Source organism: Planctopirus hydrillae (assembly GCF_001707835.1).
Taxonomy (GTDB): Bacteria; Planctomycetota; Planctomycetia; order Planctomycetales; family Planctomycetaceae; genus Planctopirus; species Planctopirus hydrillae.
This window is the reverse complement of sequence record NZ_LYDR01000152.1, coordinates 181,033-204,915: the sequence shown is the minus strand read 5'-3', so window position 1 is coordinate 204,915 and position 23,883 is coordinate 181,033. Positions and strand designations below refer to the sequence as shown.

At 53.5% G+C, this 23,883-nt stretch carries 17 protein-coding genes and 1 pseudogene; 14 read left to right on the top strand and 4 right to left on the bottom strand.

All coding sequences use genetic code 11. From position 1 onward, the window contains the following. Nucleotides 1-447: 447 nt before the first annotated feature. From A6X21_RS19855 to A6X21_RS24435, 13 genes are all read left to right on the top strand, one after another. Nucleotides 448-2,754 carry a DUF1559 family PulG-like putative transporter gene (locus A6X21_RS19855; RefSeq protein ID WP_068851660.1) on the top strand — a complete coding sequence of 769 codons (2,307 nt, stop codon included), beginning with the start codon at nucleotides 448-450 and terminating at the stop codon, nucleotides 2,752-2,754. Between the two features lie 331 nt (nucleotides 2,755-3,085). Beyond that, nucleotides 3,086-3,844, top strand: a complete 759-nt coding sequence (locus A6X21_RS19850; RefSeq protein WP_110766497.1) for a DUF1559 domain-containing protein — start codon at nucleotides 3,086-3,088, stop codon at nucleotides 3,842-3,844. Between the two features lie 190 nt (nucleotides 3,845-4,034). After that, nucleotides 4,035-4,406 (top strand): BlaI/MecI/CopY family transcriptional regulator, encoded by a 372-nt coding sequence (locus tag A6X21_RS19845; RefSeq protein WP_068851653.1) that lies wholly within the window; start codon nucleotides 4,035-4,037, stop codon nucleotides 4,404-4,406. After that, the gene (locus A6X21_RS19840) at nucleotides 4,403-5,551 is read left to right on the top strand and encodes a M56 family metallopeptidase (protein ID WP_068851650.1); all 1,149 of its coding nucleotides are present in this window, start codon (nucleotides 4,403-4,405) and stop codon (nucleotides 5,549-5,551) included. The genes A6X21_RS19845 and A6X21_RS19840 overlap by 4 nt, the downstream gene beginning before the upstream one ends. Before the next feature lie 97 nt (nucleotides 5,552-5,648). Then, entirely contained in the window at nucleotides 5,649-6,329 is a 681-nt protein-coding gene (locus tag A6X21_RS19835; protein ID WP_068851647.1) for a methyltransferase family protein, read from the top strand. Nucleotides 6,330-6,519: 190 nt separating this feature from the next. Then, nucleotides 6,520-7,281, top strand: a complete 762-nt coding sequence (locus A6X21_RS19830) for a hypothetical protein (protein WP_068851644.1) — start codon at nucleotides 6,520-6,522, stop codon at nucleotides 7,279-7,281. A 253-nt stretch (nucleotides 7,282-7,534) separates the two neighbouring features. Then, nucleotides 7,535-7,876 (top strand): hypothetical protein, encoded by a 342-nt coding sequence (locus A6X21_RS19825; RefSeq protein WP_068851641.1) that lies wholly within the window; start codon nucleotides 7,535-7,537, stop codon nucleotides 7,874-7,876. 369 nt (nucleotides 7,877-8,245) lie between these two features. Beyond that, the gene (locus tag A6X21_RS19820; protein WP_083233798.1) at nucleotides 8,246-9,343 is read left to right on the top strand and encodes an isoaspartyl peptidase/L-asparaginase family protein; all 1,098 of its coding nucleotides are present in this window, start codon (nucleotides 8,246-8,248) and stop codon (nucleotides 9,341-9,343) included. A gap of 343 nt (nucleotides 9,344-9,686) precedes the next feature. Continuing rightward, nucleotides 9,687-10,676, top strand: a complete 990-nt coding sequence (locus tag A6X21_RS19810; RefSeq protein ID WP_110766496.1) for an alpha/beta hydrolase — start codon at nucleotides 9,687-9,689, stop codon at nucleotides 10,674-10,676. A 28-nt stretch (nucleotides 10,677-10,704) separates the two neighbouring features. After that, entirely contained in the window at nucleotides 10,705-11,805 is a 1,101-nt protein-coding gene (locus A6X21_RS19805; protein WP_068851632.1) for a S1 family peptidase, read from the top strand. A gap of 225 nt (nucleotides 11,806-12,030) precedes the next feature. Continuing rightward, nucleotides 12,031-13,407: a HEAT repeat domain-containing protein gene (locus A6X21_RS19800; protein WP_068851629.1), complete on the top strand. Its 1,377-nt coding sequence runs from the start codon at nucleotides 12,031-12,033 to the stop codon at nucleotides 13,405-13,407. 100 nt (nucleotides 13,408-13,507) lie between these two features. Beyond that, entirely contained in the window at nucleotides 13,508-14,560 is a 1,053-nt protein-coding gene (locus tag A6X21_RS19795) for a hypothetical protein (RefSeq protein WP_131818458.1), read from the top strand. 182 nt (nucleotides 14,561-14,742) lie between these two features. Beyond that, a complete protein-coding gene (locus tag A6X21_RS24435; protein ID WP_131818457.1) occupies nucleotides 14,743-15,615 on the top strand; it encodes a hypothetical protein in 873 nt (290 codons plus the stop codon). A gap of 373 nt (nucleotides 15,616-15,988) precedes the next feature. On the opposite strand, the gene A6X21_RS19780 is transcribed toward A6X21_RS24435, so the two are convergent. Both A6X21_RS19780 and A6X21_RS19770 read right to left on the bottom strand, forming a co-directional pair. Further along, nucleotides 15,989-16,570: an LOG family protein gene (locus A6X21_RS19780; protein WP_068852290.1), complete on the bottom strand. Its 582-nt coding sequence runs from the start codon at nucleotides 16,568-16,570 to the stop codon at nucleotides 15,989-15,991. A gap of 581 nt (nucleotides 16,571-17,151) precedes the next feature. Then, nucleotides 17,152-18,600: a helix-turn-helix domain-containing protein gene (locus A6X21_RS19770; protein ID WP_068851615.1), complete on the bottom strand. Its 1,449-nt coding sequence runs from the start codon at nucleotides 18,598-18,600 to the stop codon at nucleotides 17,152-17,154. 672 nt (nucleotides 18,601-19,272) lie between these two features. Here A6X21_RS19770 and A6X21_RS19760 point away from each other — a divergent pair. After that, complete coding sequence (locus A6X21_RS19760; RefSeq protein ID WP_068851610.1) at nucleotides 19,273-22,119, top strand: DUF11 domain-containing protein; 2,847 nt, start codon at nucleotides 19,273-19,275, stop codon at nucleotides 22,117-22,119. 175 nt (nucleotides 22,120-22,294) lie between these two features. On the opposite strand, the pseudogene A6X21_RS25625 reads toward A6X21_RS19760, so the two are convergent. After that, a pseudogene (locus A6X21_RS25625) lies at nucleotides 22,295-22,726 on the bottom strand (OsmC family protein). A 590-nt stretch (nucleotides 22,727-23,316) separates the two neighbouring features. Further along, nucleotides 23,317-23,796 (bottom strand): hypothetical protein, encoded by a 480-nt coding sequence (locus A6X21_RS19745; RefSeq protein WP_068851605.1) that lies wholly within the window; start codon nucleotides 23,794-23,796, stop codon nucleotides 23,317-23,319. Nucleotides 23,797-23,883: the final 87 nt, after the last annotated feature.

Sequence of the window (23,883 nt, the reverse complement as noted above, 5' to 3'; positions counted from 1 at the left end):
CAGCAGTGCTCCTCCCAAAAACATCAAACACCTACCGATATTAAACCCCAGAAATCGAACCCACTCCCCCGCCAGTAGGGCAGACTCCCGCCTGCCCCCCCACAACCCAACCCACCACCCCCACCCCAAAAAAACGAGCCGGAAGCGTAAGCGACGGAATGATCATTATTTCTCGCAGGGCCCGCTAAGCGGACCAGCGGAATATGGCCCGCACAGCAGACCCTACGATGCTCAAACCATTCCCGAGTGAAAGACGCCGTGCCTTAGTTCTTGAAAAATTGATCTGCAGCGACTTGATCTTCTGATGTCGGCGCGGAACGATTCTCGGCAGTACCTTTTCCATCCCTCTGAAGCCATCGAGTTGGCACCATCTCCACAGACAGGGACTGATCGGGAACATTTCCGTTTCATTTCTTTGCAGAGCTAGTACAGCTTTCGAGGTGAGTGATGCCCTTATTATCTTTCGTGATCGCTCGATTGAATCCAATCGGCTCGTCTGGTCATACAATCCAGAGGTCATGCTTCTGGGGTTGGCGACTCTCTTTACTTGCCATGCTGTCGCTGATCACCGGCTCAGTTCTGGCGGCTGACCCTCTCCCGGAAGCGAAATATCTTCCGGAAAAATCAGTCGCCATTGCGTCAATCAAAGTCAGTCAGCTCTATCACTGGAAACCAGTACAACTTGCGAAAGAACTCGGAGCCTTCGATGAGGCTGATTTCGGTCCACTTCCATTCACGATCGAAGATTTCAGCAAGATTGATCGGATTGTCGTCGCCCTCGATCAGAACTTCATTAATGCGATCGCGAACGATTTCGGATTGGAAACGCCCCTCAGCGGAGCGGCAACTCAATATGCACCGGATCCACATAATAATCTTTTGAATATTAGCCTTGCAGCACATAACTACCATGAGCAAAACGGCCGATTTCCCCGCGCCAATGGCGATGGAGAAGGTCGCCAGACAGGTTTAAGCTGGCGGGTGCACCTCCTTCCTTATCTGGATGAAAACACGCTCTATAAACAATTCCGGCTGAACGAACCCTGGGATAGCGAACATAATAAAAAGCTGATCTCCAAGATGCCGCATTTCTACAAGTCGCCTGGTGTCAAAGTGACTGGTAAGACTTCGATCCATGTGATCACCGGCCCTGGAACTATCTTCCCAGACGATGCAAAGCGTGGCACAGCCATGGGTGATATCAGCGATGGAACCGCCAATACGATCATGGCCGTTCAAGCTGATCCATCGACAGCGGTCGAATGGACAAAGCCGGGTGGGTTGCCGTTCGATCCCAAAAATCCGAAAGGATCGCTCGGCCCAATTCCCGAAGCTGGTCTCTATATAGTATTGGCAGATGCCAGCGTTAAGAAACTTTCTGCAAAGGTATCCGGGAAGGATCTAGCCGCTTTCATCACGCCTTCGGGAGGCGAACCTGTTGATATGGAGGTTTTCGGCAAATCTCGGCCAAATTTTCGGTTACTGCCAACGGTCGTCATAAGTCCAACGGTCGTCATCAATCTTAAAGAACCGTTTGAGATGTCCCGAATCGAGGCGTTTTTCGACGAAAAGCTGACTGTTGGAAGGCATACTATCTACTGTACCCGTGGAGTCGGCTTATGGCCTACCACGCCCTATGCTCCCACCACATTTGTACTAGGGTCGATTGCGGATCTGGAGGCGAGGCTGAAGGGGAACACTATCACCACCATCAAGCCATCCCCTCTGGTGGCGCAATTGGATCCGGGTGCCGATTTCTCCATGGTGGTCAGCCTGCAGGCTCAGAAACCGCTGCTCAAGCAACTGGTAGGACAGATGCAACAACTGCAGGAGTTACTCGATTATCAGGTGCTCACGCAGAGCTTGCGACTTACGAATCTTAACCCCGGAGACAAGATCCTCGTATCGACCGGAACCTGTGTGAGCGCTAAAGTGGCTGCTACGAAAGCTGCCGAATTGAAAAATCAGATGCAGCTTGTCCAGACTCTTCTCCCGGCATTGGCAACCGATATCCCCAATGCGGATGATCAGAAAATGCTGACCAGTCTGGCCAAAGGACTGAAAGTGGAACAGGTCGGCAATAAAATCACGACGTCACTGGTGGCTCCTCAAGGGATCGAAAGACTGCCCGACTACTTCGATCCAGCGATTCGGCAGGCGGTTGCCGCTGCCAACGCCACAAAACAGCGAAATCATCTCAAACAGATTGGTTTAGCATTTCACATTTCACATGATAACTTTGGTTTCTTTCCTTCTTCGTCTCGAACTACTAATCCAGATGATTCTAAAGCCTTGAGCTGGCGTGTCCATATCCTGCCCTTCGTAGGCGAACATGAACTCTATAATCAGTTCCATCTCAATGAGCCCTGGGATAGTCCGCACAATCTCAAACTGGCTGAGAAAATGCCCATCGTTTATAAGACACCCGGTGTGACCGAAGCCAACAAGACCTCAGTGCACTTGTTGGAAGGAGCGGGACTGCCCTTTGATGCAGCGAATGCACCCCGTCTTCGAGACTTTACTGATGGTCTTTCCAATACGGTGATTGTCGTTCAGGCTGGCGCGGATAAAGCCGACATCTGGACGAAACCCGGCGGATTACCCATCGACCCCGAGGAACCCCTGAAATCACTGGGGCAGATCAGCGAGAAAGGGATTCTTGCTCTGAATGGTGATGGTTCGCTGCGAATGATTCCCGCTTCCGTCGATACCAAAACACTGCTCAACCTCTTAAGACACAACGACGGCAAATAGCCGTTCCGCTCAGAAAAGCCGCCAACAACTCAACGATTGGCAACGCCGCAGGCTTAAAGGACAGGGGCTTTCACAAAGTCCTGAATCCAGTCTCCTGCTGGACAGCCCGTGACTTCGGCAAAAACGGCTTGACGAAAATACTACAACTTTAGTATTTTCCGCCCGCGAACTGGCTTTTGGCCATTTTGCTCATGACCTTATCAGGAAAGGATTCCTCATCAGGACATTACGCCCCAGCCGCTGCTGCATTCCCGCGTCAGAACGCTCTGGGCTGTCAGGACGCACTGGGCTGACCATTCTTGAGCTGCTGGTCACTAGCGGAATTCTCTCCGTGTTAACCGCACTGCTCTTACCAGCCGTGATGGCAGTGCGGGAGTCTGCCCGGCGCATGGAATGTACAAGTCATCTTCGTCAGATCGGGCTGGGGCTGCATCAATACCACGAGACATATGCCTGTCTTCCTCCCGCCTGGCTGACAGACTCTCGTGGAAAAACGGCTTATGGCTGGGCGGCTGCCCTATTGCCATTTGTCGAGCAGCAGGCCACATCCGTAGTCATCCAGCGGCAGGTCGGATTGAGCGATGCCGCCAATGAGCAGGCCCGATCGATCGTGCTACCGCTCTTGACCTGCCCTTCAGACGTGGCACCACCGGTCTTTGAGCTCTATGAACCTGGAACTCTCACACCTTTTCTCATATTGCCCCACGCCAGTTATCTCGGCGTTTATGGAACTTCTGAAGCGGATGAAATTCATCCCACACCACCTGGAGACGGTACCTTTATCAACGGACGCCCTGTCCGCTTATCTGAGTTAACCCGTGGCCTGAGCCAAGTGATGATCGTCGGTGAGCGCTCTGTTTCTATGTTTGATACGACATGGATTGGTTTTGATCGCCGCGATGAAGATGCGGAATGCCGGATTTTGGGAAGTGCTCTGCAACAGCCCAATTGCCAGACCTGTGATGAATGTGAGTTCAGCAGCCGCCATGCAGGGCTAAGTCACTTTCTGTTCGGAGACGGTCACGTCCGCGGCCTCTCGAATTCGATTGATCAGGCGGTTTATCAGCAAATGGCGCGACGTTTCGAGTAAGTAGCTCCTCCATACGCATCGCAACTTGAAATAGCGAGTTGAAGATCGCAAACACATGCTTGCCCAAAGCTGCAAGCATGGCACACAGATCGCAATTTCTCATTGGAATTCGAATAACGTATTTAGAAGTACTCACCTGTTGGCTTCGGGCAATATAGATACGAATCAACAGGCGGGGAGCGGAGACTTTATGACTGTCTATCTGACGCGCGGTGAAATGGAGATTATGGATATCGTCTGGGATCGCGGGCAGGCCAGCGTCCAGGATGTCTGTGATTCACTGCATCGCCCTTTGGCATATACGACAGTGATGACTGTCCTGAAGACACTGGAGTTAAAGCGTGGGGCTTTAAGGAAGGTCAAGGTCGGCCGGGCCTTCGTTTATGAGCCAATCGTCTCCAGAGAAGAAGTCTGCCAGACGATGCTGGGCCAACTCCAACAGCAGCTTTCCAAATTGTCTGTCAAATCATTGGTTCTCAATTTAATTCAGAATGAAAAAGTTTCGACAGAAGACCTGGCTGAGATTAAAAAGGCCATCTCCAGGCTGGAAAAGAGATCATGAACTCAGCCCAATTTCTGGAATTTCTCGTCTCGCTTTCCATTCAGGCCACAGTACTTGTCGGTATTACTGACTGGCTTTGTCGTGTTTCCCGGTGGCCGCAGGCACAATATAAACTCTGGAGTTATTGTCATCTCCTGCTTCTATTGCTCACTGGTTGTGGTCTGCTACTCCCCCATTTGCGTGTGCTGACGAACCCCTGGCAGATCATGAGCCCGGAAGCCTTGCAGCAACTGGTCTCTGTTGAACAATCACTGGGTCAACTGGCTCTCGTCATCTGGGCGACAGGAATACTGCTATCGCTGATCATGCTCGCCTCGGAGTGGATCACAGTGGCCAGGTTTCTCAAGTCGTGCCGGCCGGCGACAGAGAGCGAAGTGAAGCTGGTCTTTAACGACCAGAGCAGCCACCTGACCAGCACATTCCTGCAACCGAATGCTTCGATTCAACTGTTGATCAGCCAGCGTTTCAACAGCCCGTTCTGCTATCAATGGCATGCACCAGTTCTCGTAATGCCAGAATACTTACTGAGCCTGCCTCAAGACGAAATCACTTTCATCGCCCGCCACGAACTCTCCCATTTACGCAGTGGTCATCCGCTGCAGTTATTTATTGAGCGCCTGGTCATGACCTTATTCTGGTTTCATCCGGCGATCTGGTGGGCTTCTCGCCAATCAATGCTGGCTCGCGAATATGCCTGCGATGATGCGGCCATTTCTGCCCGGTATGAAGTTGTGGGATATCTCAAAACCTTACTCGCTGTGGCAGAACGGGGATTTCATAAAGAACCAGAAGGATCGGCTCTATACTTCGGCAGCGGTAGCAGCATGATGGCGCTGCGGGGGCGAAGAATACTGGCCCGCTTTGAGTCGACAGCAGATTGGTCGCCGCCAGATCAACGGGCCAGGTGGTGGCCGTTCCATCTGATGACAGCCATGGCCATGATCACGTGGTCTTTCTGGTTGCCCGTCGATGCACTGGCTTCATCACGAATGGCATGGTCTCCGTGGCCTGGATGGTCAGCCGCTGTTCTGCGGACGATTGATATCTCCGCCCGGGATTATGAACCCTACGACCGATCGACTCGCCTGCATGAACTGTCGCTGGAGTCCAGCCAGCCTCAGGCTTCGTCGCGATCCCCTTATTAATAACTCTGACCCTTAAAAACACTTCTTCGTTCACGGAATTACTAGAAGCTTAGTAGAGACAACAATACGACCCCGTACCTGGCAATGGATCTGCCCGATGAGAACACTGGAAACGACAAACATTCCCTTCCAAGCCCTTCCCGATATTGGCCATGTGGCCAGTGAATACCTGACAGTCGGCGACTTCGAGCGACGACGTCGCCCCTTGACGATTGTTTTCGGTCTCTTCGCCATGACGGCCTTATTCGCCACGGGAAGTGCCTGGCCGCTACATGGTGTCATGCGCGAACTTTTCTTCTTCATCGGGATCTGTATGGCCGCTATTGGTATGCTGGGTCGTACCTGGAGTAATCTGTTCATTTCGGGATACAAGACGAGAGTCCTGATTCAGTCCGGCCCCTACTCGATCTGCCGCAATCCTCTCTATTTCTTCAGCGCGATTGGTATGATCGGCATTGGTCTGTGCTCGGAGACAATCCTGCTTCCACTGATGATGCTCCTCTTTTTCTCGCTGTATTACCCTTGGATTATCAGTTGCGAAGAGAAGCGACTCTCGGCTGCACATCACGAGGATTACCAGGAGTATTGCCGGCGCGTTCCCGCATTCTGGCCCAGGCTTTCCACCTATGAGGAACCACAATCCTATACAATGATCCCGCGGGTCATGAGAAAGAATATTGTCGACACCTTCTGGTTTGTCGCACTGGCGGCAATCGTACATATCGTTGCCGATCTTCATGAAACCCACGCCTTGCCTGAATTTTTCACGTTCTGGTAAACGCGACTTGAAAGATGAGTGATTCACTAAAGAAGGCAGGCCGGAACCTGCCTTGCTTTTTTAAATAAATGGAAAATGGTGAACGGCGCGCAACAGGGTCTGGTACTATGAGAGGGTGTCGTCGAGTGAGTGGCTTTGCGGAAATCGCCAGCGGCACCCTCAAAAGGACTTTTTGAGGCCTGAGATCGCTGTGAAGCCAAAAGCTGCCGAGATCTTGAAAAGTCTGCGAGAACTGGTTGAGCGTCTGGGGCCGGAGATCTCTCTGCAGCGGTTTACGCGCGAGACGGGGATTTCGACCACCAAAGTCTTCGCGCACTGGCAATCGTGGAGCCATCTGAAACGCTATGCCGGTCTGAAGCCCCGCGCTCCGATGCCGAAAATTTACACCGATGAGGAGTTGCTGCGCGAGATGAATCGCGTCTGTTGTGAAATCAACCATTATCCGACGTGTTCTGAATTTGACCGCTTGGCACGAGTGAAATGGCAGACTCTGGAACGTCGCTTTGGGCTGAAAGACGAGGTCATCAAGGCTTATCGCAAATGGCTGCATCCTCATCAGGCGGGGATGTCGAAGCCTATGCCGGAAGAGATAGAGGAGAACACAAAGGAATCGCGAGTTGAGATTCCAGAATTTCTGCGGGGTTGTCCCCTGGATCATGAGCCGACGATGATCCCGGGATTATTTTTTCCGGTGTTCACCTCTCCGACCGCAGGTAAAGAGCAGCCGGGGCGCGCTTTGCAGGGTCTATTTCCAAACGGTGCGCTGATATTGGCAGTTCCTGAAAATCAACGAACCAGGCCCGAGCCTGTGGATCAAAGCCAGCCACCAGTGGATCGTCAGCCGCGACGAGGTGGCTACAGTCGCGGGGAGTCTTTCCTGACTCCCGAGGAGCGCCAGCAGTTGCTCAAGCTGCTGAGAGAGCATGAGTCCAAGAAGGCCATTGAAGACTGAATGGCGGATTTATAGTAATATGTAATGTAGTAATGTAGGGCAGGCTCCCGCCTGCCTTCCTGACGCCCAGCACCGTAGGCTCCGCTGTGCGGACCATCTTCCGTGCAACACCACAAGCAACATCGTCAAAAGTAGTGTGCATGCCAATGCACCAATTCGCGCAGCGGGGTGGCACTGCTGGGCAAGCCAGTAGAGGGCTCCTGCCTCGGTTACCAAAAGTCTCTAATCAAGAGCGTTAGTCGTGGAGTGAAAAATGGCAGGCACAATTCATATTACTGAAAAAGATATTTGGATATCTGGATCAGTCGCATTTCACATAATCGTCGAATTCACATGGCAACGACTTAACAATTCCGAACAAGGGATTCTTGAGGAAGCATATTCGCCATTGCGACAGGGTTTTGAATTCATTGCACTCGACGAGCTTGACAAAGATCGTTTTGAAGCATTCTACCGAAATTGTTCATCAGCGTTCGAGGGATTCAAGGAGAATCGCAGTACTACGGACTTACCAGATGAATTGTTTGATGGAGTAGTCGAGTGCTGGGAAGAGTTTCTTGGCGCCTTGAAGAAAGATGATCGTTTCGATCATTAGTCGTATTGTTTCGCAGGGTGGCTTCGGTTGAAATACTGTGTTCTATCGTGGTAGTGACTCTGCAGGAGGGCATTTGCAGAGGTGTTCTTCGGGTAACGAACCTCGTCTGTTTCCGGCACGAAGGTCGATCAGGACGAGCAACCTGTGACCCCCAGCGGGTTATGGTTCGCACAGCGGACCCTACTGAATGCCCGTCCCTGACGCTTCCGGCTCGCTGGTAGGGCCCATGGGCTCAATTCACAGTGGGTTGATGAATTTCCTGGCGATTTTTGCGATAGTTCAAATCGTGAGAAAGAGGCCCTGGCTGCTGCCGCCAGGGCGGAGTGGTGCAGCGAATCCAGGTTCAGCCTTCAAATGGAGTCATTGACGATGCGGCGATCACATGCTGGTGGTGGGAACTGTATTCGACGCGTCTGGCTCAAATGGTGCCTGGTGCTGGGTGTGCTGGCGGGGTGCAGCGAATTCGGGTTGAGGGTGGTCCGGGGACAGGAGATCCAATTGGATAACGTCGGCAGTGATCTGATAATCGAAGATGTGGTGCTGGGTGTGCATGGCGGCACGGGCGTTGACAAAAAGGACATGACTCCCGAGCTGGAGAAAAAGATTCGAGCCGGGCTGAAGGCCGCTCTGGAAGCAGGAGCCAAACGGCTGAAAGAGCCCAACGCACTCCCTCTGGATGGCGTGGAAGCCGCGATTCGAGTGCTGGAGGATGACCCGCACTTCAATGCCGGTCGAGGGGCGGTCTTTACTCACGAAGGTCGTAATGAACTTGATGCTTCGATTATGGAGGGGACGACCAAGCGAGCCGGAGCCGTCGCCAGTGTGACGATTGTGCGGAATCCGATCTCCGCTGCTCGGGCCGTGATGGAAAAATCAAAGCATGTGATGATGATTGGCCGGGGTGCGGAAGTCTTTTCGACACAGCAGGGCCTGGAGATTGTCGATCCTGCCTACTTCTGGACAGAGAGCCGGTGGAAAGACATCAGCCGGGTGTGGGCTGAAGAAAAGAAAAACGGCGGCAAAGCGGATCTCGAGCCCAAGTCGAGCACCTATTTTGGAACAGTCGGGGCGGTGGCTCGCAACAGCCAGGGTCAGTTAGCGGCGGGAACATCGACCGGCGGAATGACCAACAAAATGTTCGGCCGCGTGGGAGATTCGCCGATCATTGGTGCGGGGACATACGCCGAGGATGGCGCTGCAGCGGTTTCCTGCACCGGTCATGGAGAATTTTTTATTCGCTATGGAGTCTCGAAAGAGATCGTTTCGCAGATCAAGTATCGCGGTCTCAACGTGCAGCAGGCGGCTCAGGAAGTGATCAATCGCCAGTTGAAGGCAGCAGGCGGAGAAGGTGCGGCCATTGTGCTCAACAGTCAGGGTCAATGGACAACCTCTCGCAATTGCGAGGGCCTGTATCGCGGCTGGATCAATTCCAAGGGTGAGATCTTCACACGCCTGTACGAGGAATAACGGACTGGGAATAACGGACTGGAAAGTGAGAAGTCGGCTCACATTCAGCACGTTGCATGGCTTTCTGACTGTCGGGAAAGCTGTATGGATCGTACGAGGATGGATTTGAAGAATTGGCCATTGCGTGAGAATTCACGAATTGAACTTGGCCATCTTCAGGTTTAGACTTCAAGAGATCGTTACATCTGGATGAACCACAGTTATTGAACGCGATTTTCCGGGCAGTGGAATCCTCGATTGAGATCACACTTGAGATCACAATCGAGAACTCTGAGCCAGCGGATGGCTTTCACCTGTTGACCTGCACTTGATTGACCCGGAAGGCGTTCTAGAAGGAACAGCAATGCTCCGTCTGATGATTGATCGACTGTCGCAAACATCGTTGTGTGGTCGTTGCCGGGATTGGGGGCCATCATTGCCACTGGTGGTTCTGGCCACGTGTGTGAGTGTACTGGCTCCCGAATCGTTGTATGCCCAGGCGACCAAGCCAGCCGCCGCAGTGAGCCGGTTTGAAGACAAGACGCTGGTGACCAAGGACGGAATCCCGCTGAAAATTTCTTACTTTGCAGGCAAGAAAGGGAAAGACACACCCGTCGTGATCCTGCTGCACGGGAAGAAAGGTTCACGGCAGAATTTCAACAGCTCGCTCGCACCCTTTCTGAACGATGCGGGTTATGCCGTCGTCACGGTTGACTTGCGCGGGCATGGTGAGACTCCCTTGGTTCCTGGGCCAGCCGTGGCCCCAGGAGCCACCAAGAACAATGCACCTCAACTCAAGCCGCGCGATTACCAGGCCATGATTCCCGGCGATCTCGAAGCCGTGAAGAAGTTTCTGTACGACGAGCACATGGCCGAAAAGTTGAATATGAGCAAGCTGGCCATTCTCGGTGCCGATTTTTCGACAGCGATTGCCACAGCTTATACGGAACTTGACTGGTCGAAAATTCCCTGGGATGATGCCCCGACTGTCGCAGCGAGAACACCTCGCGGGCAGGATGTCCGGGCCCTCGTGCTCCTCTCTCCGGAAGGCTCCATTCAGGGGATGAATACGGCACAGTCGGAAACAGCCGTACGAATTCTGGGCTTGCCGGTCTTGATTGGTGTCGGCTCCAAAGATACCGCTGATAAAGGTGCTGCCAAAAAGCTGGCTGAAAAGCTGAATCCTGATAAGAAGGATCACATTTATCTGGAAACCTATGAAGGTGGGCTGCGAGGAACTGGACTTTTGGGGCGAAAGCTCAAGACAGAAGACCATATTCTGGCCTTTCTGGATAAATACGTGGGAAAATCGACGATCGAGTGGCGGGATCGTCGTTCACGCCTCGAGCGGTAAACAGGGGGCGATGAATCGGGAGCGATAAATGACGCACTGGCTGGAAAGACGCTGGAGTCGAGCTGCTTGCCTCGCTGGTGCGATCGTTTTCGTCGCTGCGGGAAGCTTGGGGGCTTCCCTCCTGCTGAAAGACTCCCCGGCGTCTCTCCCGGCACCAGCACAGATCTCAGAAACTGAGACGCACTTTTCTCCTGGACGACGAGTTGCCAGAAAACCGAGGACGACCGTTCTCTGTGAACAGGAAGTTCTGCAAGGCCAGCCAGTGGTTCCCCAGGAAGCGGTTGTAAAGGCGGTAGAGGCCGGCAATCGACCTGTTGTGGCGGATGATGAGCCGGTTTTTATTAACGACGAAGAGTTCTCGCGGAACTTCGAGCGTAAGGCGATCTTGCTGGCGAAGGCGGGCCAGTGTCTCTCTTCGCGGGATATGAAAAAACAGCTCGAGCGGCGGCAGGTCACACTCGAATTGCCACCGCCTCGAACGACCGTCCTTTCGCCCGAAGAAGTCTACCGGCTGGCCGCTCCCTCCACACTGCTGATTGGCAGCTTACAGCAGACTCGCACACAGCCACCCCGCTTTCATTATGTCAGCAATGCCACCGCCTGGGTGCTGGCTGCTGACGGTGTGATTGTGACCAACTATCATGTGTTCGATACGACCGAGCTGGAATGCTTTGCAGTCATGACCCTGCAGGGTGAGGTCTATCCGGTGACGGAAATTCTCGCAGCCGATCGCCGGGCCGATGTGGCGATTGCCCGGATCACTGCGAAAGATCTGACGCCCATTCCTTTAGGGAAATCGGCTGCCGTCGGTGCCTGGGTGGGAGCACTAACGCATCCGGGATCCGCCCATTTCATGTTCACACAAGGTTATGTCACGCGTTATCAGCAGATTGGCAGCCGCAAAAATGAGCGACCTGAAAAATGGATGTCAGTCAGTGCCGACTACGCGATTGGATCAAGCGGCGGGCCCATTCTGGATCGATATGGCAACGTCGTCGGCATGGCCTCGATGACAGAGCCCGTCGAGTTCGATACGGATGAGAGAGCCGATATCGGCTCGACCTTGCAGATGATCTTGAAACTCACGGTACCGCAAATTGAAATCCGGCGACTGGTCGTCGCACCATAAGGTCTGTGCGAGGCGATTCTCTGGCTCTCGCGAAGAGACGAAAGCCACAAAGAAATCCACGAATCTGTAGAAGGTCAACCGGAAGGTTCAATAGTCGTAGGGCAGGCTCCCGCCTGCCTTACTCTTACACCCCAAAACCTTCAACCGGCTCGATGGATGGATTCATTTGATTGTGGCATATCCAACTGATCGCCTAAACTTACCGGGTGAAAGGAAGCTTCGAAAATGATTGTTTCGAAGATGCGACTCATCCTCACGATCATGATCTTCACATGGCCATCTGGCCTCTTCTCACAAACACACCAACCTTCATTAGATGATCTTATTACGATCGTTCACGGCAAAGATTCCATCAAAAGTGCTGAAGCAGTGACTGCGATTGGCAAACGACGACCGGCTTCAGAATTAGCCATCCGGACGCTGATCGATTCCCTGAATGATGACCGTCGGGCAGTTCACATTCCCAATCATGTATTCATCATATTTCCCGTAGAGACTGTTGGTTCTAAAGCGGCGGATGCCCTTGCCGACATTGGAAAGCCTGCCGTTTCGCAAATTTGTGAATTCATTAATAAGAGCCCCAATACAAACGGTCGCAAACGCGCAATTCTTGCACTTTCAAAGATGGAAAGCGACGCGAGTGCATCGCTGCCTACGTTGACACGACTGCTGGCTGATCCTCAGGACGAAATCCGCTTGCAGGCCGTCATGGCCATTGTCTCTATACAGAAGGATTCTCATTCCCTGTCAAAAATCCTCGGAACCGTTCTTTCCGATGAATCGCCCGAGGTGCGTGCGGCTGCCATACAAGCCGTAGGCGCACTTGGTGAAGCAGGTTCTCCGAATATACCTCGACTGATCGAGCTGCTTGACGATACAGACGATCGCTCGCACTTCTATACACCCGATATGACGGGAACTCGCCCCATACGATACGATGCCGCTATTGCTCTGGCATTTATGGGGAAAAAAGCCGAGGTGGCCCTCGTTCAACTTAAAGAGATTATGAACCGGGATCCCGACCCTATAGTGCGTGTTGCGGCGGCATTTGCGATCGCCAGAATGAGCGATGCACCTGACGATGCAGTGGGAGCTTTGATCAGCGCCATTCAACACGATGAACATGGATCTGATGTTGTTAGTGATGCGTTGATATGGCTTGGTAAACTTGGGGCACGAGCAAAAGTGGCAATACCAGAGTTAGAACATGCCCTCGAACATCCCGATGTTTTGGTTCGCATTCATGCGTTAGAGGCGATCGTGGCGATTTCACCGGAGACCGCTGAGTCGCGATTACTCAAGATGTTCAGGGATGAGGACGCGCTGGTGCGTGCTTCCGTAATCGAAAATCTGGGATCACTCGGAAAAGCAACTCCCGAAGTCATGAGTGTGTATATTGCTGCTTTGCAGGATAGCGATACCGTTGGGAGTACGGAGTTACGCCACGCGGCCGCAATTGCACTTGGGAGGCTTCAAGAAAAGGCTGTCGCTGCGATTCCGCATTTGAACCGATTGGCTGAGCAAGACAAAAGTGAATGGGTCAGAAGTGCTGCCATAGATGCACTTCAACAGATATCATCAGGACAGACGGAAATCGACTGATAGCAAGGGCGAACTGAAGTCGTGAGTGAAATGATTTTTCTGTCTCGTCGAGTACAACAGCCTGGTTAAGTGTGTCTGCCAGGATCAGGAGCTTTAAATCTTGTTGAATACCTTCCGGATGGCCGTTGTGGTTGTTGTGGCGGGATTTGGTGTGGCAGCGCCGTTGATCGCCCAGGGAGCTGACTCTATTTACAATGCGGAGACCCGCACGCTGAGTATCAGGACGGCTACCAATCGGCGCTTTCAATATGTCTTTAACAAAGGGGGTGCCATTTGTGGACTTTACGATGTTGACATCGCACCCGAGACCAATCTGGTGGGAGATTCGTTCCAGGGAGAGACGACAGATCGTGTGATCCAGTGGACCTATTGGAATTCACGCTATCTGGGTTCGCCTCATGATTCCGGTGACAAGGACGTCAGAGCGAACGTGACGATGGAAGGCTGTTTCCATGGAAAGTTCACCTGCGATGCCCTGGAGTCGCCGAAAACGGGCCACCAGAACGTGCTGACTTTCAGGTCGCAGATCACGCACTGGTTCTATGCGGAACTTGACCGCCATGGGCGTCCCGATTTTGAGACCACTTGCCGCTATGAAGTTCTGGAAGATGGCAGCGTCAAACTGGAACGCACCGTGTTACGCAGACCCTGGGACCTGCGCGACGTGGTTGTGAGAACGTGGGATGGGAAGCAGTGGGACGCGGCGGCGTCAGAAAAGACAGTTCTCGTCGCTGACCATCTCTGGCGAGGCTCGATGACGTCTTATTTCGAGAACTGGATTCCCTTGCGGCGTACCGCCTTGCCCTATCAGCGATCTGCCAGGGGAACGTTCACAGAAGATGGCTATAAGTTCTGGAAGCCGCAGGATCTGGGCGGATGGGCCATGGCCTTCGGTGAGAAGCTGGCAGTGGCTGTCGTCTTCGGCGAAAAAGAGACTGATCAATCACCGCATCAGGTGCAGGTTGTGTTCAACAGGCTCGACCTGCCCCAGCATCAACTCAATATCCTCCTGCCAGGTATTGAGACCGATTGGCCAGACCATGCCACGCTGCGTCAGACATTGATTTTCGTCATGGGCGAACCAACGGAAGTAACCCAACGGGCCAATCGACTGACGTCTCAAGTGCCGTTTCCCAGGATTGAAGTGAAATAGAAACCTGCAAACGACGTTCGTCGAGGTGGCACTGCTGGCTTGCCCAGCAGTGGCGTTCAGAGCGACAGTGTTCCCTACGAATGGATTTCTGCTCTTATCGCTCAGATGCGGTCTATTGTGTACGTGTTGGGGTGATGCGACTTTCCATTCGCAAGCGGGATCGAACATGAAAGGAAAAGCGAATGAGATCAGCGTGTAATACAACCCTGTGCATAATCCTCCTATCTGTTGCAGCCACATATCTGAGCAATAAAGCCCTCTGCGGCAACAAGGAGTTGCCAAATTTTCCAAAGGCAATCGAAGAAGACGATTGGGACACGTTTCCTGACGCAGCCAGCAAGGTACTGTTATCGTCCAGTGTGGATGAATTAAATGATCTTGAAGCGTCTGACGACATCACTGCTCAGTTGTTTGCTCGATGGGAGAAGCTCTGCCGACGTCATGGCAACTCAAGGGATCTCATTGGGTCAGTCTTTGGTGGATCAACATTTTCAGGCTTCGTACAAGGTCGACTTCATTGCGATCTTCCAGATTGGTGGGGCCGCTCTTTCTCGGAAAGGTTAAGTCTTGAAACAGAAGCAGCTGCGGAGAAACTTGCCAAAATCGGGTGGCAGAGAACCGGTCGATTCTTCCATCCACTTGACACCACAGTTGAAAAAGTCGGGCATCAACTCTTCGTTCAAATGAATGGTTTGACTGTGCCGTTGGACTTGAGCGAAGTTAACTCTGTGTCAGGAGATTGTACTCTCGCTGTTGCAAAAGAAGGGCCGAAATGTTTTGTGGCAGTTGCCGGTCAGTGGGGATTTTCCTACAGCATCTTTTGCTTTGATATTGACTCAAAGAAATTGGTATGGCGGCAGGAAGTCTGGTGTAGTTCACTGGCCGGGGCATCTGGCATTCCTGGTATTCACCTTGCCGGGATCAGTGTTTCGGACGGTGTTGTCGCTAGTTATGGTGCGACATGTGGCGCAACATATATTGAGGGATTTGAGATTGCGACGGGATCGCCTCGCTTTCGATTTAGTACGGCATATTTTGATCGCACCGACCCCTGATTCGATATGATGATTAGGCGAGCCGAACTGATTATCGGGCTGTCACCTTATCGGACGGGTGGCACTGCCGGCTTGCCCAGCAGTGGTTTGAGAGATCGTGATGATTAACCCTCAGTATCTTTCCTGATTAATCGACCAATGGAAATAACTGCTGGCACCCAGGATGTAGGTATTGGAGAGATCGTGGGGTCGGTGAAGTGGTTGAGTTGGCTGGAGGATCAGAAGAGCACTCCTGGCCAGCCGGAAGTGGCACCAGCCATTGAGTGGCACTCGGCATTAAGTGGCACCCGACCTTGAATGACACCCGCTCAAGACGTGTTTGTCCAAAGCTCCCGGCATGACCGCAGCTCGCGACCACCTCGTGCCTTTGGAATTAGATCTCTGGCGTATTGAACCATTTTTTAAGGGGTGGTTCGGGGGGGAGTGAAAGTTGTTCCAGAAGCTCAACGGGCGTCGTAGCGACGCGCAAGAGCAGGCGATGTTCCGGACGGACAAAACCCTCGGCGACAAGATGATCGATCTGTCCGATCAGCGGCGTGAAGAACTGCCGTGTGTTCAGAACGGCAATGGGCTTATTGTGCAGGCCCAACTGCTTCCACGTCATGGTCTCCAGCAGTTCTTCGAGCGTGCCATAACCACCGGGGAGGGCGACAAACGCATCCGACAGTTCCATCATCTGACGTTTGCGCGAGTGCATGGAATCGGTCACGAACAACTCAGTGCAGTTGTCTTTCATGACTTCGCGTGTCGCGAGAAATTCGGGAATGATTCCGATGACTTTTCCGCCGGCAGCCATGACGGCATCGGCCATGATTCCCATCACGCCAATCGATCCGCCGCCATACACCAGATTCCAGCCCTGAGTCACCATCAACCGGGCCAGTTCGACAGCGGCATGCTGATAATCGGGATGAAACCCGGAGCTCGATCCACAGTAGATACAGAGATTCGGCATGGCACCTTCTTGATACGTATCCCGGTCGGTCATCCACAACGCTGTTATCGTATTGAAAACATGCTTACGGCTCTGATCTGTCCATAATCCACAACTGCTGGGCAAGGGTGGCCCGGCCAACTCGTGGCCGGGTCGTTGTGGCTTTGCACAACGACAAGAAGCCGCGCCATGCACATGCCCCTCTGCAACCCTCGCCCGTGTCGGCGTGGGAGAGGGACAGGGTAAGGGACTCCTCCCTGTCTCATCCTGCTGTGTGCCATGCTTGCAGCTCTGGGCAAGCATGTCTTCGCGCCGGGTGGCAGGGGTCGGATGTCTTCATCCGGCCCCCGGTCATCACCATCCGCAAGTATGATTGCACCGGCAATGTTCCTTCCCATCATGATGGCCTTGAACATCACTTCTCAACTATCTGGGGGCAAACGAGGACATTTAACCCCAGCCACACGTCAAACAACCATTCGGCAAAGATGTGTGCAATAGACAGCCCAAGGCTGCAAGCATGGCACAGGTCGGCAAAGCATGGCGTTCAACAGGTAGGCGCATAGAGCACCACGATGACATCGAAAGCATATCAGAAGGCGTTACTTGAAGAACCCGCCGATCATTTCGACGAGAGCACCGCTATAGACGGCTGTCTGCCCCTGCGAAGAAATGACGCGCATCAGATCGGCGGCAATCACTGTCCCTGCCACCAGCGTCAGGGTTGATAGCGCCAACAGTGAAAATGTCCCAGCACCCCATTCCTCTTCACGAGGAGTTGGTCGTCGGACACCACCGGCAGTCAGGCCGACGGCACTCGAACCTTCGACCATTTCCGAGTCCATATCGTCTTCGTCGGCATCGGCGAAGACGTTGTCGTCATCATCGTCGGCGTCGTCAAATGTCACGACATCATCGTTCTCGAGTTCGGCGACGGAGCTATCGCTGAGATCTTCGAATTCATCATCGTCGTCGACATTCCGGCTTCCCTTGCGAATGGTAGTCGCCAGATTACCGTCGAGATCTTCGTCGTCATCAAAGAGAAGCACGTCAGCCTCGGTCTGATCGCGACGATTCCCTTTAGAAGGAGCATCGTCATCGAGCATCGGAACTTCGAAGGCTGTCGTCGAGACGGTCTCTTCTTCATCGTCCAGAATCAGCATCGGGGCTGTCTGATCAAGGTCGTCACGCGCGGGAGGGGCCTTGCCAGAATTCTTTGAACTTGAATCGCCAGCCAGCTTGGGGCTGGAATCCATCGCGAGCGTGAACTGCTCGGGCTCAGTTTTGGATTCGAACAAGCGCGAGCTGCTCGAACCGGGTTTCGGTTTCTCCAGGAGAATGCCACTATCGGCAGGACGTCCCAGCTCCATTCCGCTGTCGCCGCCTAACCTTAAGGCACTGTCGCCAGGCAGGAACAGGCTATCGCCGTCATCGTCATCGAGAATTGCCGAACCGCCAAAATCTCGATCCCGCCCTTCGACATCCGAGACCAGTGCGACATCACTATCGCTACCTGGCTTAACAATATCGCGTCCACCCACGAGTCGGACATCACTGTCAGAACCGGGAGATTTCGCGAGCTTGACATCACTATCGGAGAGCGAGAGACGGACATCGCTATCCGAATCGGAGCGGCTCATCAGCTTAACATCGCTGTCTGAACCTGGTTTTGAAGCCAGCCGGACATCGCTATCGGAGGGAGCCGCAGCCAACGAAATTTCGGGATCGGTGCGAACATCACCTTCGTCGAGGGCGAATGAGGGGGCCACCAGCCGCACATCACTGTCAGAACCCGATTCCCCTTTTCTGCGCGGGGGAGTTGGCTCGTTGAAGAGGTTGCCATCCTCGTCGTCAGAGAGCAGGTTCACGTCAGGATCGGAGTCGATTTGACGCCGCCGGAGGGCTTCTTCGATATCTTCGGATCGAAATTTCCAGTTGCCGCGATCGGCGAAGCCTCGCAAATCGCCTTTTTCGCGCATGCGGCCCACATCTTCCGGGCGCATGCCGAGCATTTCTGCTGCTTCTTCGAGGCTCAGATATTTCTTCGCCATTGCGATGTTACCCCAGACAGTTCATCTCGCTGATAAGGACTACAGAATTGGAAGGTCTGTCGCCTGATCGTGTTACTGCGCCTGATCGTTATCTTGCCTCACATCGGCATCTCCTCAGGCAGACCCATTGTTCAGCCGGGAAATTCTCCAGTAAAGTCAGCCAGAATTCGCTTGCGATCCTTATGCCCCGCATACCTGTCGCAATCGCCACATCCTCAGAGGGAGGAAGTGGTGCTGAAATCTCCGGATTGGTGAAAGCAGGCACTATTTTCCGCTGCTGACGGGGCTGCTGACAAGCAGAAATCAGTGTGCGTGCCGATTTCCTGGGAATTGACAGTTGGAATTGACGGAAGACCAGTCAATCCTCGCGGGCCTGGCATGCCCTCAGGCTCCATCGAGTGAACAACGGCCATGGAAGATTCCTTCTTCCGGCTGGAAAGGGATCGTAAAGATCGGAACTGACGAATCTGCCGATTTCGAGCATGGACATCCTGAAAATTGTCCTGAGTTTTTACAATGCTTCAAATTCTTTCATGCTTTGGACTTAGTTTTGCACTGATCGATCTTTCCATTCTTACAAAAATGTGGTATTCCAGCCTCTGAATGCAAAAGCTGCGCATAGGTCATGCGGGCTTTGAGTGCACGATGCACGTTGCGGTAGGGGATGGATCCATGCTGTCCGGTTTCTGGAAATTTGCCGCCCTTTCGGTCGTGGTTGGGGTCTGTTCACTCGTGGTCGTGAACGTTTACGGCCAACTCAACCAGCTCAATCAGTTGAAGCAGCCTCTGGTGCATGCGGGAGAAATCTCCGCTGAGCAAAGCGCCGAGACCTTCCCGGAACTTGATCTGGCTGTCGATGCGTCGCTGCCTCCTGTCCATGAGGCCCATGTTTCGACGAATTCGACCAAGGTCGCCCCGGGTGAGACCGCAAAAGGTCAATCTTCAAGTCGTGGACTCGATTTTCGACTGGCGGCTTATCAGGCCGGTGGAGAGTTCCCCGAAGCCGACCCTACTGCCGATGTGAAACAGCATCCTGTCGTGCGCAGTCAATCGGCCAACGAACCTGTTTCGGGCCCTGCACTGGTCTTGCCTCCACCGACAGTCGCCGAAAAAGACTCAGCGGCAGCCATGCCCACACCTCCTGTCCTCCCCGATCTGGATGCTCAACCACTGACAAGATCCTCAGGTTCGGCACGCACCGCGCAGATCGAACCCACAAAAGAAGCTTCCGGGGTCGCACCTCGTTTATTGGAAATTCCTGATGCCCAGCCGATTCCCATCGGTCAGCCGACGGTTGGTGAGAAGACCCCAGCCAGAAGCAGGATCCAGCAAACCAGCGGCATCCAGAATGGAGAGGCGGATCCCTTTGCTGATGCATTCCCTGCGGACTTACCTCCTTTAAAAAATAGCCCTCCAGCCAGTAGTGGACGGGAACCTGCGACTGCTCAACCCGGTGGTAATCTGCAACCCGGCGACATGCAGCCTTATCGCCGACCATCCATGGCCCCCTCGGCGGCGATCCCTGAGGCAGATCCCTTTGGGCTGGATGCTCCTGCAACTCCTCCCGCTGGCAATAATAGCCGAGATCGTCTGCCATCGCGGAATCCATCGAATCGTGAATTGCCCACCGATTCCGGTCTGCCAGCCAATGGTTCTGGTCGCACAACTCCTCCAACCAGTTTGCCGGTCGATCTCGATGTTGAATTGGGTTTGCCTTCGCAGCTTCCGCCAGCAGGTTCCACGAATGCTCCGGCCACTGGTCGAAATCGGAATGAGCCCGATCGATTACGCCCCGTCGAACCTGCAATTGGCCCAGATCGTGATTTTCCCGGCGATGAAATTCCTCGGACGGTTTTGCCTCCACGCAATTCAGGATCACGCGATCTGGAAAACTCATCGCGAACTCTTCCGGCAGAGAATGATCCCTTTGGTTCTGAGCCCGTGCGGGGACGGTTGCCGCAAGATCCTCGCGGATCGACTCGAGATGATTTCCCGCAAAAGCGTCCTGTGAACGAAGTGGTCGAGCCACCTTTCGATTCCTCAAACCGCCCGGCACGTCCAGCCGTGCTCCCGGAACCTGGAGCAGCGGCCGAACCCACTGCGCGGGCTGTTGAACAGCCGCGGGTTGTCATTGAGAAACAGGCTCCCGCCAGTGCCGTATTGGGCCAGTCGCTGATTTATTCGGTGGTGGTAAAAAATGAAGGAACTGTCGCGGCCCGGCAAGTGATTGTGGAAGATCGAATTCCGAAAGGCACACAACTGACAGGGACTGCTCCTCAAGCCGAGATCAGCGACAAGCGTCTGATCTGGAAGCTCGGGACATTGACGCCCGGCGAGACCCGCACGATTCAAGTCCGTGTGACCCCGGTGGAAGAAGGACAGATTGGCAGTGTGGCACGCGTCAGTTTTGTCTCGGAAGTGGCCGCTGAAATTGTCGTGGCTGCTGCGGAAATCGATCTTCGAAGTGATGTCCCTGCCGAGGTGACACTGGGAAAAACCTTCGAAATGATATTCCGGGTCAAAAATCTCGGTAAAAACACGGCCAAAAATGTCATCGTGCGGGATCTTCTGCCGGAAGGAATTGATCACCCTGCGGGCAAAGATGTCGAGTATCTCGTAGGTGACCTGGCTCCTGGCGAAACTCACGATGTCCTCCTGGAAGTGGTGCCGACTCGTGTAGGTCGATTGAAAAATCAGGTGACCGTGCTCGCTCAGGGCATGCGGCCCATTGAAGCACAGAAGGAAATCGTAGTGCTGGGGAGTGGCCTGGCGATTACCCATCAGGTTCCTTCCCGTGCCATCGTGGGACGCCCGGCCCGCTTTGATAACCTGGTGCAGAATCAGGGGAGTGCGGTCTTGAGAAACATCAAAGTCGTGGAAGAAATTCCAACCGGTTACGACTTTGCAGATGCCAGTGAAGGAGGCGATTTCGATACCACAACTCGCACCGTGAGCTGGGAAATCCGTGAGCTCCCACCCGGGGCCACAAGAACATTGAGCACTCGTTTGACTGCCCGACAGACCGGTGAAGTGGCTGCCACAGTTTCTGCGATCAGTGGTGAAGGTGCGAAAGCGACTGTCAGTGCCACAGCAAAAGCCGAAGGGCTCCCTTCAATCACGATTATTCCGATGAACGATGAGAAGCTGATTGCAGTGGGCGAACGCGTTCACTCTCGGCTCGTCGTCAAGAATCGCGGCACCGCACCGGCTCAAAGTGTCGCACTCGCGATCGACATTCCCCCCGGGCTGAAGCTCATCAGTGTGGATGGCCCCGTGCAGCCGACACAGCAGGGTTCGCGGATCATTTTTCAAATTCCCGGCTCAGTAGCGGCTGGAGCCGAATTACCATTCGAACTCGAGTTGGAAGCCTCTCGCGAAGGGGATAACCCGATTGGCGTGCAGGTGGTGGCTGAGAACATGCTCAGGCCACTCCATCGCGATGACGTGATCCAGGTCATTACCGATCCCGCAGCACCAGTACCAAACACTGCCGGAACCCGAGCCTCCACCCGCCGATAAACGAGCTTCACAAGTTTTACGTGTTTTACGTGTTTTACAAGCTTTACGAGCCGGAAGCGTCAGCGACGGACATTTTCCAATCTCTCTTGAATCTCGTAGGGCAGGCCCCCGCCTGCCAATTACGTGCCGCAAAAAAAGAGTCTTGACCACTTTGACTTCTCTCGCCCTATTGGGCTTACTCTATATTTATATCTGTCTTTACAGAGTCCGCTATAAAGCACTCTTCATGTGCCGTGTGATGAAGGGCATTAATAGTATCTCCCAATGGCCCATCACCACGATCTACTATCGCTTGCTTGAGAAGCACACGAATCATAGCGAACCTTCCGCCCGTCGCGGCTTCCATTGATACGACGGCGCGGTCGTGATAACTCAATACTTTTATTCATTGCATCGAGGCAATGTATAGGAACGTGAGCATGTGCCAGCTTGAGATGGCGGCAACAAATGCTTTTTCGGGGTCGACTGCGTCTGCGCGTGAGTAAGGCAAAGGAACAACAGATGGAGAAGCGGAAGCCTCGACTTCAATTCCGCAATCAAAGCGCCATCGATACGCACGGCTCGACTTCCCGGCCGTAAACGCGGAACTGTCCGATTCCCATGTGATGCAGCGATATCTTCGGCCTTCATGATTATTTCTAACGAACGACCAAGCGCAGCGACCCGGCCCGCGAAACGCCACGATTGCAAACTACGACGCCATGCCGGGCTCGCTGCATCGCATGGTTAGGCAACTGTTGTCTCATCTTAACAACAAATGGAATGGTGTCACTGGCCATATGGGCGCGAAAACCACAACTGAGCCTGCAGCAATCAAAACGGACGTGACAACCGCCACCACGGTGACATTGCGGCGCGTCCAAGTCGAACTCACAGCCCACCAAAGTAACACTCCGAACCCGAGCATCGCCAAGACCGCCATGAATGCCATCACCCCATACTTCTCTGTCCCCAAAAACGTCCTCATGTCCTGAGGCGGGCGATACGGCGCTCGCAACAACTCGAAGAGTAGCCACTCGACAAAGACGAAGCCGCAGAGTGTCGCTGCAATTCGCTTGATGGGTAGAGCGTGACGTGACATGGGGTGCGAAGTTTCTTAACGACCCGCATCATGGGCAGCGGGAAGTGACATTGATTTTTAAACCGACTTGCCACCGCCACTCCCGCGCATGCGATGGTTATTGCTTCATTTCCACGCTATTCACTTAGGCTCGTTCGGTACTGTATCGCCCGTGGACGCAAGTAATCTAGTGCCGCATCCACATCATCGAACATCGGTTTAGCAACACCGCACGTAAGAAATCCGTTGCATCTTTCAGACACTATTGTAGCAAAAGGCTCATCACACCGAAACATGTCCCATATCGCGCTGCCCCATTCGTATTCAAGTTCACGTAGATCAAAGATCAGGGCGGATGGCAGCACACAAGTGACAATGTAGTCGCGAATCGCGATCATGTACGCAGCGTCCCCGTTTCCCGCAGAACCGTAACCATACTCACCCATGAATTTAATAGCAACTACTTCGAATTCGTCTCCAACCTCACCGAGCTCATAGACGATGGCTGCGAATTCTATTTTCGACGGTTTGAATTCCTTGGCAATCATATGTTTAGCGTTGGCTGCGACGAAAGTGTGCAGTTGAATGTGTTTCTTGACTGGTTGAGACGATCGCATTCTTCCTGTCGATGAAGCGATCGAGTCGTTTGCGATATCATGCGTTCAACCGCCGAAGTGCGGTAGAATGCTGCTGCAGTTTTGCGG